Consider the following 14,547-nt stretch of genomic DNA (forward strand, 5'->3'; position numbering starts at 1 on the left):
ACTTCCTGCCCAAGATCAAGCTCGAGGTCGTCATCACCGACTCGCTCGTCGAGCAAGCCGTCGCGGCGATCGTCAAGGCAGGCAAAACCGGCAAGATCGGCGACGGCAAGATCTTCGTCCTGCCCGTCGATTCCGCAGTGCGCATTCGCACCGAGGAAAAGGACGAAGCGGCGGTCTAACCATTCCAAACCATGCGGACGGCATGTTGCGAAAGGCGCGCATGCCGTCCGTATCGTTTTTGCCCAGGACGTTGAGCTCGAACGCTCTTCTCTTATTTTTAGGCGCCATAGTGCTCGTGCTGCTCGTTCGAATTCAGCGTCATTAGTCGCTTCACGAGCTTGCCGACGAAAGCCGATCGGGACAGGCTTGGCGGCATGTTTCCCACCCGCAGAACTTTCCTCAAGCAACTCGGCTTCGGCGCCGGCGCCCTGGCCTTGGGCGCAGCGTTGGAACGCCGTGCCTTCGCCGCCACGCGGGGACTTCCGCGCAGCACGCCGGAAGCGGAAGGTGTCTCCTCGCCCGCCATCGAGGCCTTTCTCGACGCCCTGGCGCAGAGCAAGCACGAGTTCCATAGCATCGTCGTCGCACGGCACGGACGCGTCATCGCCGAAGGCTGGTGGGCGCCCTACGCGGCGGAATTGCCGCACACCATGTACTCGATGAGCAAGAGCTTCACCTCCACCGCCGTTGGCCTCGCGGTCGCCGAAGGCAAGTTGAGCGTGGAGGACAAAGTCACGTCGTTCTTCCCCGACGACCTGCCCAAGGTAATCAGCGACAACCTCGCCGCCTTGCAGGTGAAGCATCTCCTCACCATGTCGGTCGGCAACGAGCACGAACCGACCTACGCCATGGTGGAGCAGCAAAACTGGGTGCGCGCCTTTCTCGCCGCGCCCATCACCCACACGCCCGGCAGCGTCTTTCTCTACAACAGCGCTGCCACCTACATGTGCTCGGCCATCGTTCAGCGGGTGACCGGCCAGAAAGTCATCGATTACCTCACGCCCAAGCTCTTCACCCCGCTCAACATCGAAGGCATGACTTGGGAGACCTGCCCACGCGGCATCAATACCGGCGGCTGGGGCCTCAGCATCCAAACGGAGGGCCTCGCGAAATTCGGGCAGCTTTATTTGCAAAAGGGCAAGTGGGGCAGCAAAGAGATCCTCCCGCCCGCTTGGGTAGAGGAAGCGACGACGAAACACATTCAGCAACCCGACCCGGCCAAGCCTTCGCGGCCCCACGAGGACAATGACTGGGTGCAAGGCTACGGCTATCAATTCTGGCGCTGCCGCCACAACGCCTTCCGCGGCGATGGCGCGTTCGGGCAGTTCACCATCGTCCTGCCCGAGCAGGACGCGGTCATCGCCATCACCGGCGAGAGCGCAGATTTGCAGGGCGAACTGGACCTCGTCTGGCAGCACCTCTTGCCGGCCATGCAGGAAAAGCCATTACCCGCGGACGCCGCCGCGCAAACCCGCTTGCGCGAAAGACTCGCCGGGCTCGCCCTCCCTCCCCCTGCCGGACCGCTCACTTCTCCTGTCGCGACGAATATCTCCGGCAAAATGTTTCGCCTCAACACCAACTCCCTCGGCCTGCAAAACATCTCGTTCGATTTCGAAATGACCTCAGTCCATTGCACCTTCCGCACGGAACAGGACACCTATGCCATCTCGAGCGGGCTCGGCGCTTGGGAACACGGAGAAACCGCCCTGCCCGGCACCCCACCACGCATCATCTCCGGCGGCGCTCCACCCGCCGGCACTCGCCACAAGGTCGCCGCCGCCGGGACATGGAAAGACGATCAGACATGGGTGATGACCTGGCGCTACTACGAGACCCCACATCACGACACCGTGTCGTGCCATTTCGACGGCGACAAAGTAACCGTCACATTTCAAGCCAGCACCAACCGGGGCAAAGACAAGCGCCCCGTGCTGCAGGGGCAGATCGTGAGTTAGCGGTGCAGGACGCGTGTCCTACACCACGCGGGGCGCAATTAATGCGCCGTCTGCTCCTTGAAAAACTTCACGATCACTGCCGGAGCATCCGGTGGCACCTCGTGTCCTCCTGGATGGATGTAGGTCACCAAGGGATCGCCGATCTTGGACGGGTAAATCGTGCAATGGTCGCCCCATGGCTGACCCTCTCCGCACTGGTTGATCTTCCGCACCGAATCCATCGTCATCTTCTGCCATTCAAATTTGACGATCGGATCTTTTTCCCCGGCGAGGTGAAATACGGGCTTTGGCTTGAATTGACCGATCGGCGACAAGGACGCTGCGGCACAGGGCGCGACCGCCGCGAGTTGATCTCCGCGGTTGGCCCACAGCAGATAGGTGAATCCTCCGCCGTTCGAGTGCCCCGTCACAAAGATGCGCTGGTCGTCGACCCGATATTCCTTGCGCAGACCTATCAGCATGGCGTCGAAGAACTTCAGGTCGCGATCGCCATAGTCGCCCGCGGCGAATTGCCAGCCCGCCTTTTTCCCCTCGGGATCGGTGAGCTTTCCCGCCGTCGGCAAGCCTTGCGGATAGACGACCAATGCCTCCGGCCAAAGCGTATGATAACTGAACTTCCGCTCCGCGTAGGCCATCGTCCCACCATGACCATGAAAGGCGAAGATCACCGGAGTCGCCGCCGTCTTCGCCGTCGGTGGCACATAAACCAGCGCTTCGCGGGTCACGCCGTCCACGATCCATTCGCGTCGCGCCGGCGCGTCGACCGCTTGGACGCGGCAGACGAACACGAGCGCGGCAGCGAGAGGAACAACCAGACGAAAAGCGTTCATTTGCGGGATAAGACGCATGTCCCTCTCATTTGGCTACATTTTCGATGCAGTCAAACCAAGGTGGGATCTCGATTTGCAATCAAGCCCGTACATCTATGAACCGCCTCCTCTCCCTCGCCCTGCTCTTTCTCCTGACGGTCGGCAGAGCCCCGCTCTTCGCCGCCAGCCAGACTCTTCCGCTGGATGCCAAAGGGAGCAGCCTCACCTTCGTGGGCGACGCCACCTTGCATAGCTTCAAAGGGGAAGCCAAAGAGTTCACAGGCAGCGCGACTTTGGACACCGAGGCGACGCCTCCCGTCCAAAAGGCCACCCTGCGCTTCAAGACCGCGGCCCTCACCACATTCAACGACAAACGCGACAAGAACATGCGCGACTGGCTGAAGGTCGAAGTGCATCCCGACGTCACGTTCACCTTGGAAAACGTGAAGCTGGTCGAGGGAGATATCCAGAAGGCCGATCTACAGCACCCCGCCAAATTCACCGTCAACGGCGTCCTGGTCTTGAACGGGGAAAAGCAACCTTTTGGCGGCCCAGCGGCAGGCTGGCGCGAAAAAGACCGCCTGATCGTGACCGGCGACGCGGTGATCGACACCCTGAAGTTTGGTCTCCCCCAGATCCGCCAGGCGGTCCTGACCGTCGCGACAAAAGTGAAGACGAGCTACCGCTTCTCGTTCGCCCTGCCGCCGGCCTACACGCTCAAGTAGTAGTTCAGCAATACGCCTGCAAGCAGGCTCATGCTGACCAGCGCATTGACGTTGAAGAACGCCTCATTGATGGAAGCCGGATTTTCCGGATTCGCAATGCGGTGTTCCCAGATCAAAGCCGCAACAACCACCAGCCACGCGACCCAGTAGAATCGACCCAGCCCCGCTAGCCAACCGAACACGAAGAAAGCCATCCCCGCGACGATATGGAGGCCTTTCGCCAATCGCAATGCTGCCGGAATCCCAAAGCGGGACGGGAAACTGAACAGTCCCTTCTGGCGATCGAAGTCGGCGTCGAGCGTCGAGTAGATGAGGTCGAAACCGAAGACCCAGCACACCACCGCGGCGGCGAGGAAGTAAGGAGTGACCGTCCACAACTCCCCGCGCACCGCCGCCCAAGCACCCATCGGCGCGACACTCAAGGCCAAGCCAAGGAAGAAGTGCGAGTAAGCCGTGAACCGCTTCGTCAGCGAGTAGAACGTGATGAGGACGATCATCACCGGGCTGAGGTAGAAACACAGTGGGTTCAATTTCCACGCGGCGAACACCGAAACCGCCAGCGATAGCGCGAACACCACCCATGCGCTGGATTTTCCCAGCAACGTATGACGCACCGCCGTGCGCGGGTTCTCCTTGTCGATCTCCCAATCCGCCAGTCGATTGAAGCACATCGCCCCCGTGCGCGCCCCCACCATGCAGACGAGGATCCAGCCAAGCACGGCAAGCGGCACCCGCCCATTCCCCGCGACGAGCATCGCGATCAAGGCAAACGGCAGCGCGAAGATCGTGTGGGAAAAACGAATGAATTCGCCGAGGCGGAGCAGGAATGGCTTGGTGGAAACAGCGTTGGGCATGGACGCGCAAAGGCGCGCGATGACATACAATCCACGCCCGCCTTGGCAAGCACCCGCTAGGCAACGGGGGCAATCACCCAACCCTCGCGCTCCTTGCCGCGCAGCAATGCTTCCGCCTCGGGCTTGTTCGGAATGCGCATGGCCGCCGCATCCCACTGGAGCGTAACGCCGGGGACGCGCGTGGCGACATTGCCGAGCTGTACGGTCTCGGTAAGTGGGCCGGCGTAGTCGAAATTATCGGTCGTCTTCGTGCCGGCCAGCGCGGCATCCACCCACGCGTGGTAATGGCTCGATCCCTCGACCTGTTTGATTTCAAACGTGCCGAACTTTTCCTGCGGATAAAGCTGAGGCATTCCCACGTGCGGCAGGATGAGCGTGCCGCCCTCGCCGATGAGAAGCGAGCCAGAGCCCGGCAGTTTTCCCTCCGCCGGCATCTGCGCCAGCGCGAGGTCGGGCAGGCGCCCGCCATCGTACCACGTGAGCGCCAGTGTCTTGCCAGCCGTCCACGCCGTTCCGGGGAAGACGTAGCTGATCGTTTCCGCCGAGGGCCACGTCTGCGCATTCGCACCTTCGTTCTCCGCGCGAATGGTGATCGGAGACGTCAGCTCCAGCGCGGTGAAGACCGGGTCCAGGATATGGCAGCCGAAGTCGCCCATCGTGCCGGCGCCGAAGTCCTGCCAGTCGCGCCACTTGAACGGATGATAGACGTCCGGCGCATACTCGCGCTGCGGGGCGACGCCCAGCCACCAGTCCCAATTGAGCGACGCCGGTACCGGCCCGGACGCGGGCGGCGCGGTGAGCTTGGTGTAGCCGTTGCCCGGATTCTTCTGCCACGAATGCACTTCCTTGATCTTCCCGATCACGCCGTCACGCACGAGCTTCACCGCGGTGCGATACTCCTTCGCCGAATGGATCTGGTTACCCATCTGCGTGACCACTTTCGATTTCGTCGCTTGCAGCCGCATCTGGCGCGCTTCCCACACAGTGTGGCTCAGCGGTTTCTGGCAGTAGACGTGTTTGCCGCGCCGCATGGCATCGAGGGAGATAAAGGCGTGCATGTGGTCGGGCGTGGAGACCGTGACGGCGTCGAAGCCATCACCCAATTGGGCGAACATCTCTCGAAAATCCTGAAAGTGCGTTACCCCGGGAAACTTGGCATCCACCTTCTCGAAGTGCGTGGTGTCCACATCGCAAAAGCCGACGAATTTCGCCTTCGGATGCGAGCCGGTCTCGGAGATGTCCGAGAGGCCCTTCCCGGCGCAACCGACGCCGGCGATTTGCAGGTTGGAGTTCAGGTTGACGCCGCGGACGAGGGCGGGAAAGCCGAGGATCGCGGCGCTGGAGGTCTTGAGGAAGGTGCGACGAGTCGTGTTCATGAGAGTGGGGAATTAGCGGGAAGGATCGATTTCCGGGACGATGATGCGGGACGGATGCGTCTTGTCGTGCCAGATGGTGTTGATCGCGGCCGTGGAGTCTTTCAGCCAATCCATGGTCTGTCGTCCGCCGGTTTGGTTGTTCGGCTCGTAGAGCGGGTAGCCGGTGCTGGCCACGGTCACGCGAATGCGATGGCCCTTGTTGAGGACGATGCTCGTCCAGCCAATGTGCCACGCCAGTTTCGCCGGTTCGCCCGGCGTGAGCAGCACTTCCTTGTCGAAGCCTTCGCGATAGCGCGCGCGCAGTGGATAATCCATGAGCAGCATACTGCGCCCGTCGGGATAAACGTCGCTCACGCGCAGGATGAAGTCGGTGTCCTTCGCCGTGGAACTGGCGTAGATTTCCGCCTGCACTTCACCGGTCCATTCGATCGGCGCCGCCAACGGCGCGGTCGTCCAGGTGCGCACCTCGCTCTGCTGCTCGAAGGGCCGCGAGTCTTTCGCGCCGGGGAAGGAGGTTCCGGGAATGCTCATCGGCTGCCGCGGATTGCTCGCGTAGCTTGTGTGGCTCGAAGCATCGGGCGACAAGGTGCGCTCCAGTCCCCCATCGCCGCGCAGATAGAGCGGCGTACCCTGCACATGCGGCGGAAAATCCTGCGCCTCGCGCCAGACGTTCCCCGGCGCGCCCGGTTCACCTGCCGCGCCCATCACATAGTAACGCACCTTCGGCTGTTTCCCGGCCCCGTTGTCCTCGCCCTTGAGATAGTGGTTGAACCACTTCGTCATCGACGCATAAACGTCGAACATCGCGTTCTCGGGGAATACCAGTTCGCCGATCTTGTTCGATTTCGGATAGCCGCCGTGCAGCCATGGACCGAGCACGATGTGCTGCTGGCCGCGCGATTTTTCTCCGCCATGCTGCTGCCGGCCGACGAAGCTGGCGACCGAGCCTTGCACCATGAAGTCGTACCAACTGCCGATGGTAAAACAGGGCAGGTTCATCTTGTCGAAGTGCAGCGTGCAATCTTCGTCACGCCAGTAATTGTCGTAGTCCGGGTGCTGATCCCATTCGCGCATCAGCGCGTCGTTGTCGGCCGGGACGCGCGCCACTTTGCCCATATTGAGGAATCGCTCCGGGCGCGTGACACCGCCGATGCGGTAGCCTTCCTGATACAGGCTCAGGCCGGTGTCGGTCATGTATTGGGCGACGAGGTGCGGCGGCTGGGTCACGGCGAGATAGTTCTGCGCGAAGCCCGCTTGCGAACCGCCGTAGGTGCCGATCTTTCCAGTGCACCACGGCTGCGCGGCCAGCCATTCGCACACGTCGTAACCGTCGCGCAGTTCGCCCCATTGCATGCCACGATAGCCGTGCCACACGCCTTCGCTATCGTGCGTGCCACGGTAATTCACGAGGGTGATGACGAAGCCGCTTTCGGCCCATTTCGCCGCGGCCTTGCGGGATCCGGCACTGGTGATGTCGGCGTAACGTTGCTCGAAGATCGCGGGCCACTTGCCTTCCCCGGGCGGAAAATAAGCATAGGCGGAGAGCTTCTTGCCATCGCGCATGGGAATCATGATGTGCTCTTCGCGCACGCCGCCGAAATCGAGCTTCGGCAAATCGGCAGCCAGCGAGTTCAGCGTGAGCGCCGCGCTGGCAATGAAGAGAGTTCGGAGGAAGCGAGGATTCATGGGTTGGATGGGCTGGAGTGGAGAAAATGCTCGAAGAAGCGGTAAATCTGCTCGTTCGATTCCGGGGTCGGATCGTGCTTTGGTCGGTTCGACATCCCCACGCGTTGCTCGAAGCCGAGCAGGCGATTCACCGCAATGGCGTGGTTGAGCGCGGGCCAGCGCGCCGGCGTGTCTTCCGCTCCGCCCGACACGAGGAATGGCCGTGGCGCCATGAGCGCGTGCAACTCTGTGAGGTCCATCCCCTGCTCCATCAGGACGCGATACGCGCCGGTGCGCGGATGCGCCTCATCGGGCAGTCCCGCAGGTCGCGGCGAACCGGGCTGCAGGCCGAGGTACCACGGATCCCAGTAGTTCACGCTCGGCCGCTTTTCATCGAAGACGACACCTGGATCGGACCACGCGGCGCAGGCAAAAATCTCACTCAAGCAGGACCCAAACATCGCCCACTTCCCGCCATAAGAATGGCCGACCACCCCGATGCGCTTCGCGTCCACCTCCGGCAGATTGGCGAGCGCCTGCGCGCAATTCGTCGCGATATAGGCGAGATACGAGAGCGGCTGACACTGCGCATCGCCAATATCAGGCCCCCGCGCATCGCCACCAGGTGACCCGATGGCGAGGGTCACGAAACCACGCTTGGCAAGCTGATAGGCGAAGTCGCGCAGCTCTTTTTGCAGACCGACGCTGGTTTCCGGATCGTAGTAAGGCACGAACACAGCGGGGAATTTCGGCTCCCCGCTGGGGATCAAGAGGTAGCCCGTGGACATCCGCCCCGGCGCAGTTTTCACTTCGATCCGGCACTGGGTGAAATTGTCCCGCGAAGTCTTTTCAAGGACGGTCAGCCGCGGCATTTTCAGCAGCGGTGGCCACGGCCCCATCACGTCGAACCAATGCTGCCGGATCTCTTCGCGTCGACGCGCCCAGTCCGCCGCCGTCTTCACTTCGCGGCCATCCGCAAATTTCAGCGGTGATCGGAAACTGCCGAGCTGGTTCGCATATTCTGCGGGCGGCTGAAACAACGGTGCCAGGACATCCGGCAGCGGCTTCGCAGGCCCGGCGTTCGCGGACAGAGCCAGGCCCCCGGCAAAGAGGCAGGCAGCGCGACTGAGAGAGAGGATACTGGGCACGGTTCGGGGGCGGCGCGGACATTGCAGTAAACCCAGCGACCCCTGAAGTTCTTTTGTCGTTTCTGGTAAATCTTTTTCCATATTGTCCGGAACGATCCGTGGTCGGGGGCGCGATTTCGGCGGTGGCTCGGGGCGGGATTTCAGCAAAAAATCAATGGTGGGATCCACTGGGATCCACTGGGATCTCCAGAGTAAACCTGGAGTGGGATTGAGGTGGGAGCGGAGCGGGAGCAGGTTCGGGAACTGGTAGGAATTGATGCCAGCAAGGCTGAAACCGAAAGGTGCATCCCCGGCCCCGGCCTCCGCTCGTGGCTGATCGGCCCGGCAGAAATAATTTCGGGCACGATTAGGCACGATTGGACACGACTGGCCTGGATTTACACTGGAAAGAGGCCCGTCGCGGAATCTTGATTCCGAAGCGCAGCCTACCGGGCCAGCGCCGAGGTAAGCCGGTTGCCGATCCTGGAGACGCCGTTGCCAATTCATTACTGGATTCTGATGATTCATCGCCTTGATTGCCTGCGTCCGATGCCCATCGCCTCGGACCCTCCTTTTCCGCCATCTCTTTTCCACCCAAGCCTCGTTCGGACGACGACTAAGATGGCACGATTCACATCGATTTCAAGATCGAGGCTCCGCACAACGAATCCGCCCAATCACGCGCTGGCGGAAACGGGCTTGGCGTCGCAGCGAGCCTGAGTTTTCATGCCCCGGTCATGGGTCAACTGCCTGCGCAACTCCTCGACTCCCCTTACTGGTGGGCCTCCCACCTCGTGGAATCCGCATGCAGTACGGGCGACCAAGCGTACGAATACATCTACGAGGCGTTCGGCTTGCAGCCTGAAGACTTCGCCGGCTTTTGGACCGACACGCTTAACATGAATAACGAATACGGTCCGTGGCCGGAGTTCATTCTCTCTATCCCGGGGTTTGCCGTGAATGTCGCCTATCTAGGGACTCCCCGGCACGAAGTGAAGTATGGGCTTTCGACCTTCGGGCAGGTGCACTGGGTGGGAGGACTCGGCGGACATGGAGTATCCCCGGCATTTCGCTGGGACGAGATTGACCGGTTTTCCCGCCGCACGCCAGCGCGCGAAGCTTCATTGCTGCTGCTTCTGCCCGCGTGTGAGATTTCCGCGGAGCAACGGGAGGAAGCGAGGGAAACCATCCGGGATTGCTTCAAAGCGCTCGGCTACGAGGGTCCTTTGATTGACCGGTTTTCCAAGGCTCTGGCCGGGCGCCTGGATTATGGGCGGCACTGGCACTACGACGAGACGTACGGCTGGCTATCGGACCACGGGCACTCCTGGCGGTGTCCTGAACAGCGGCGAGTCCGCGGACTCACAGTGGCGCCGGATGAGCAGTTTTTCCTCTTCAAATCGCTGACCGGCTATCTGGGGCTCAATCAATAACGGCGGGGCGGTGGCGAAGCGGGGGGCACAGGAACGGGGCGTGACAAGTGCGGGTAAATCCCGCAAATCGAGTGACCGATGAATTCCGCCCTGCTGCCACTGCTGATCGCCGCCACCGTGTTGTCGGCGTTGGGGGTGGGCCTTCTGCTGGTGCTGCTGTTTCGCGCGCCCAAGGACACCGCCGGTGATCGCGTGCGTGGCGAGGTGGACCGGGTAAATGAGGTTGTCCGGAGTGAACTCCAGGCGGGACGAGGCGAGAGCTTGGGCGCGGCACGCGAGACGCGGGAAGAGCTTGCGAAGGCCGTCCGCGAACTGGCCGATTCTCTACAGCAGCGTCTCGGCGAACTGCGGACCACACTCGACTCGCGGCTGCAGCAGATGAGCGACGCCGAGCGTGCCGCCGACCTGCAAGACCGCACGGAATTGCAAAACGCGCTCAAGGATTTCCGCGAGGCGCAGGCGAAGCGGATGGAGGAACTGGGCACGCGCAACGAGGTCAAACTGGAGGCCATGCGCACCACGATCGAGACGAAGCTGACGCAATTGCAGACCAACAACGAAGCGAAGCTGGAGCTCATCCGCCAAACGGTGGATGAGAAGCTGCACCAGACGCTCGAGCAGCGCCTCGGGGAATCGTTCAAGCTGGTGAGCGAACGCCTCGAACAAGTGCACACCGGGCTCGGCGAAATGAAATCGCTCGCGGTGGGTGTGGGTGACCTGAAGAAGATCCTCAGCAACGTGAAGACGCGCGGCACCTGGGGGGAGGTGCAGCTCGGGAATCTGCTGGAGCAAACGCTCACCCCGGAGCAATTTGTCCGCAACTTCGCTCCGAATGAGGACAGCCCGGAACGTGTGGAATTTGCGATCAAGCTGCCCGGGCGTGATCTCGACGGCACTCCGATCTGGCTGCCGCTCGATTCGAAGTTTCCCAACGAAGAATACCAGCGGCTTGTCGAGGCGCAGGAACGCGGCGAGGTCAGCGCGGTGGAAGCGGCCAGCGCCGCGCTCGAGCAAGGCATTCGTCAGGAGGCGCGGAAGATTTCCGAGAAGTATATCTGTCAGCCGACGACCACCGATTTCGCGATCCTGTTTCTACCGACCGAGAGCCTCTTCGCCGAGGTGCTGCGCCGTCCTGGGTTGGGTGAAGCCTTGCAGCGCCAATACCGTGTGGTAATTGCGGGGCCAACCACGCTCACCGCCCTGCTCACCAGCTTGCAGATGGGCTTCCGCACGCTGGCCATCGAACAGCGCTCCGGCGAAGTGTGGAAAGTGCTGGGGGCGGTAAAGACCGAGTTTGGCAAGTTTGGCGAGACGCTCGACAAGGTGCAGAAGAAGCTCAACGAGGCATCGAATACCATCGATTTGGCGCAGCGCCGGTCACGGGCCGTGGCGAGGAAATTGAAGCCAGCGGAGGAACTGCCGGCAGTGGATGCGGCGGCGTTGCTGGGCCTGGAAAGCGACGCCGCGGCGGAGGCGGAAGAAGCGGACGCGCCCGACGAAGAGGCGTAAGTACGCTGAGAGGCTCGGAAAACGATCCACTTGCACCGGACGCACAATCTTCGTTGGATGCACTCCATGCGCCCCCTCCCCCTTTTCTTCGCTCTACTCCTTGCGCTCTGCGCTTCGACACTTCACGCCGCCGATAATTTCCTCCCGGGCGTAAAGCGCATCGTCTTCCTCGGCGATAGCGTCACGCACGGCGGCGGTTACGTGGAGGATTTCGAACTGTACCTCTTCGCCCGGCACCCGGAGCGGAAGTTTGAAGTCATCGACATTGGCCTTTCCAGCGAGACTGTTTCCGGTTTGTCGGAAGACGGTCACGCCGGCGGCAAGTTCCCGCGTCCCGATTTGCACGAGCGCCTCGACCGCGCGCTGCCGAAAACCAAGCCCGATCTCGTCTTCGCCTGCTACGGGATGAACGACGGTATCTACCTGCCGCTCGACGAAGCGCGCTTTGCAAAATTCCGCGAGGGTATGGACTGGCTGCACGACAAAGTCACCGCCGCCGGCGCGCAAATCATCCACGTCACGCCGCCGACTTTTCATGCCCTCAGCGCCCGCCCGGGTCCGGACGCAGAAGGGAAGATGCCCACCTCTCTGTTGGGCGGGTACAATCTCGTTCTCGACCGTTACGCCGCCTGGCTGCTGGAGCAGCGCAGCAAGGGCTGGCGTGTCATCGACATCCACGGGCCGATGAATGCCTTCATCGATGCGCAGCGGAAAACCAATCCGGATTTCGTCTTCGCCAAGGATGGGGTCCATCCCAATGCCGACGGCCACGCCTTGATCGCCGACCAACTCATCGCTGCTCTCGTGCCGGGCGATGCGGCCTGGTGGCAAAAGTTTCGCACCGATCTCGCGGCGAATCCCAAAGGTGCGGAATTGCGCAAGCTGGTGCACCAGCACGTGCATATGCTCGGTGATGCGTGGCTGAGCGACATCGGCCACAAACGGCCGGGAGTAGCGCAGGGCCTGCCGGTCCCCGAGGCCGAGGCGAAAGCTGCGGAATTGGAAGGCAAGATCCGCGCGTTAGTGACGGAACTGCCTCCGCACTAACGGCCACGCCATCGATCCCGAGAATTGTATACAATCCACTTGCCCCACAACTCATTGGCAGACAACCTCTGCCCTCCCTCACGATGAAAGCCTTCCGTCTCAACCGTCTCTTCAACTCCAAGTCCAACCGCTGCTTCGACGTGGCCATCGACCACGGCTTTTTCAATGAGCGTGGGTTCCTGCAAGGCATCGAGAATCTCGAGGAATGCGTGCGCACGCTCGTCAAAGCCGCCCCGGACGCCATCCAGCTCACGATCGGTCAGGCCGAACTGCTCCAGCGCATCCCCGGCAAGGAGAAGCCCGCGCTCGTGTTGCGCACCGACGTGGCCAACGTCTACGGCGCGGAGCTGCCGCGCGCGCTTTTCAGCCGCATGATCGGCAACGCCGCCGAGCAAGCGGTGCGGCTCGACGCCACTTGCGTGGTGGTGAATCTCTTCCGCATCCCCGGCCAGCCGGAAGTCACCGACCAGTGCATTGAAAACATTCTCAAGATCAAGCCCGAGTGCGAACGCTGGTGCATGCCGCTGATGATCGAGCCGCTCGTCTTCCGCCCGAATGAACAAGCCGGCGGTTATATGGTGGATGGCGACCTCAATAAGATTCTCCCGCTCGTCCGCCAGGCCGTGGAACTTGGAGCGGACATCATCAAGGCCGACCCCACGGATGACGTGAGCGTTTATCACAAGATCGTGGAAATTGCGGGACGCATCCCCGTGCTCGTGCGCGGCGGCGGCAAGGCGCCCGATGCCGAAATCCTCGACCGGACGGAGAAGCTGATCCAGCAAGGCGCCGCGGGCATCGTCTATGGCCGCAATATCATCCAGCACCGCGACCCCGCCGGCATGACGCGGGCACTCATGGCGATTGTCCATGATGGCGCGACCGCCACCGAAGCCGCGAAATTCATCGCCGCCGCGAAATGAAGACTCTGCGCCTCGGAATCATCGGCGGCGGCTTGATGGGCCGCGAAATGGCCAGTGCCATCGGCCGTTGGTGCGCGCTCACCGACGCGCCGGTGCGCTTGGAACTCACCGCGATCTGCGACCTGAATGAACAAGTGCGCGAGTGGTTTCGCCGCATCCCCTCGGTCCAGCTCTTCACCGCGGATTCGAAAGAGCTGTGCGCGAGTAAAATTGTGGACGTGGTGTATGTCGCGGTCCCGCATCACCTGCACGAGAGCCTGTATCTGCAGGTGTTGCAGAGCGGGAAGGACCTCTTCGCGGAGAAGCCCTTCGGCATCGATCTGGCGGCGGCTCGGAAGATTCGCGACACCGCGCGTGAGTTGGGACGCTTCGTCCGTTGCTCGTCGGAGTTTCCTTTCCTGCCCGGCGTGCAAAAGGCCGTCCGCTATTTGCGCAGCGGGCAGCTCGGCCACATTCTGGAGATCCGCAGCGGCTTCCATCACGCCAGCGACCTCGACCCGACCAAGCCGATAAATTGGAAGCGGCAGAACCAGTTCTGCGGCGAGATCGGCGTCATGGGCGATCTCGGGATGCACACCGCGCACGTGCCGCTGCGCCTCGGCTGGCGGCCCAAGCGCGTCTACGCCCAGTTGCAGAAAATTTACACCGAACGCCCCGATGGCAAAGGCGGCATGGCGGCGTGCGACACCTGGGACAACGCGCTCGTGCACTGCGACGTCGAGATTGCCGGACGCGAAGTGCCGATGCGGCTCGAGACCAAGCGCCTCGCTCCCGGTGAGATGAACACGTGGTATCTCGAGGTGTTCGGCACCGAGGGCGGCGTGCGCTATTCCACCAAGGAAACGAAAACCCTCTGGCACTTCCGCCGCGGCAAGGAGCAGATTTGGGAGCGCTACGATGTGGGGATGAGTGAGAGTGCTTTCCCGGTCGTCACCGGTGGGATTTTCGAAGCCGGTTTCGCCGATTGCTTTCAGCAGATGCTGGCCTCTTTCGCCGCCGAACACGCCGGGCAACTGGGTGATCGCTTCGGCTGCGCCACGCCGGATGAAGCGGTGGGCAGCCACGAGATTTTCGCCGCCGCCCTCCGCTCCTATACGGAGAAGCGCGCCATCGATCTGTAACCC

At 62.0% G+C, this 14,547-nt stretch carries 13 protein-coding genes; 8 read left to right on the forward strand and 5 right to left on the reverse strand.

Annotated elements, in window-relative coordinates:
- Nucleotides 1–179, forward strand: a 179-nt coding sequence (locus tag ABJF10_RS04580) for a P-II family nitrogen regulator (protein ID WP_348543375.1), incomplete at its 5' end; no start/stop codon positions are given.
- Nucleotides 180–374: 195 nt separating this feature from the next.
- Entirely contained in the window at nucleotides 375–1,955 is a 1,581-nt protein-coding gene (locus ABJF10_RS04585) for a serine hydrolase (protein ID WP_348543342.1), read from the forward strand.
- Nucleotides 1,956–1,993: 38 nt separating this feature from the next.
- On the opposite strand, the gene ABJF10_RS04590 is transcribed toward ABJF10_RS04585, so the two are convergent.
- Nucleotides 1,994–2,785 carry an esterase gene (locus tag ABJF10_RS04590; protein ID WP_348543343.1) on the reverse strand — a complete coding sequence of 264 codons (792 nt, stop codon included), beginning with the start codon at nucleotides 2,783–2,785 and terminating at the stop codon, nucleotides 1,994–1,996.
- Nucleotides 2,786–2,880: 95 nt separating this feature from the next.
- On the opposite strand from ABJF10_RS04590, the gene ABJF10_RS04595 reads away from it, so the two are divergent.
- Entirely contained in the window at nucleotides 2,881–3,489 is a 609-nt protein-coding gene (locus ABJF10_RS04595; protein WP_348543344.1) for a YceI family protein, read from the forward strand.
- Here the strand turns inward: ABJF10_RS04595 and ABJF10_RS04600 are convergent.
- The 4 genes from ABJF10_RS04600 to ABJF10_RS04615 are packed head-to-tail and all read right to left on the reverse strand — an operon-like array spanning nucleotide 3,474 to nucleotide 8,532.
- Nucleotides 3,474–4,343: a 4-hydroxybenzoate octaprenyltransferase gene (locus tag ABJF10_RS04600; protein WP_348543345.1), complete on the reverse strand. Its 870-nt coding sequence runs from the start codon at nucleotides 4,341–4,343 to the stop codon at nucleotides 3,474–3,476. The genes ABJF10_RS04595 and ABJF10_RS04600 overlap by 16 nt on opposite strands.
- A gap of 56 nt (nucleotides 4,344–4,399) precedes the next feature.
- The gene (locus ABJF10_RS04605; RefSeq protein ID WP_348543346.1) at nucleotides 4,400–5,719 is read right to left on the reverse strand and encodes a Gfo/Idh/MocA family oxidoreductase; all 1,320 of its coding nucleotides are present in this window, start codon (nucleotides 5,717–5,719) and stop codon (nucleotides 4,400–4,402) included.
- A 12-nt stretch (nucleotides 5,720–5,731) separates the two neighbouring features.
- Entirely contained in the window at nucleotides 5,732–7,405 is a 1,674-nt protein-coding gene (locus ABJF10_RS04610; protein ID WP_348543347.1) for a CocE/NonD family hydrolase, read from the reverse strand.
- A complete protein-coding gene (locus tag ABJF10_RS04615; RefSeq protein ID WP_348543348.1) occupies nucleotides 7,402–8,532 on the reverse strand; it encodes a prolyl oligopeptidase family serine peptidase in 1,131 nt (376 codons plus the stop codon). The genes ABJF10_RS04610 and ABJF10_RS04615 overlap by 4 nt, the downstream gene beginning before the upstream one ends.
- 716 nt (nucleotides 8,533–9,248) lie before the next feature.
- On the opposite strand from ABJF10_RS04615, the gene ABJF10_RS04620 reads away from it, so the two are divergent.
- The 5 genes from ABJF10_RS04620 to ABJF10_RS04640 all read left to right on the forward strand — a co-directional run bounded on the left by ABJF10_RS04620 (nucleotide 9,249) and on the right by ABJF10_RS04640 (nucleotide 14,544).
- On the forward strand, nucleotides 9,249–9,944 hold the full coding sequence (locus tag ABJF10_RS04620) for a hypothetical protein (RefSeq protein WP_348543349.1): 696 nt from the start codon (nucleotides 9,249–9,251) through the stop codon (nucleotides 9,942–9,944).
- 78 nt (nucleotides 9,945–10,022) lie between these two features.
- Nucleotides 10,023–11,453 (forward strand): DNA recombination protein RmuC, encoded by a 1,431-nt coding sequence (gene rmuC / locus ABJF10_RS04625; RefSeq protein ID WP_348543350.1) that lies wholly within the window; start codon nucleotides 10,023–10,025, stop codon nucleotides 11,451–11,453.
- A 66-nt stretch (nucleotides 11,454–11,519) separates the two neighbouring features.
- Nucleotides 11,520–12,500 carry an SGNH/GDSL hydrolase family protein gene (locus ABJF10_RS04630; protein ID WP_348543351.1) on the forward strand — a complete coding sequence of 327 codons (981 nt, stop codon included), beginning with the start codon at nucleotides 11,520–11,522 and terminating at the stop codon, nucleotides 12,498–12,500.
- Between the two features lie 83 nt (nucleotides 12,501–12,583).
- Nucleotides 12,584–13,423, forward strand: coding sequence for an aldolase (locus ABJF10_RS04635; RefSeq protein ID WP_348543352.1), 840 nt, complete (start codon nucleotides 12,584–12,586; stop codon nucleotides 13,421–13,423).
- Entirely contained in the window at nucleotides 13,420–14,544 is a 1,125-nt protein-coding gene (locus ABJF10_RS04640; protein ID WP_348543353.1) for a Gfo/Idh/MocA family oxidoreductase, read from the forward strand. Before ABJF10_RS04635 ends, ABJF10_RS04640 begins: the two co-directional genes overlap by 4 nt.
- Nucleotides 14,545–14,547 lie beyond the last annotated feature (3 nt).

Origin of the sequence: Chthoniobacter sp., from assembly GCF_040003245.1 — a bacterium.
Classification (GTDB): Bacteria; Verrucomicrobiota; Verrucomicrobiia; order Chthoniobacterales; family Chthoniobacteraceae; genus Chthoniobacter.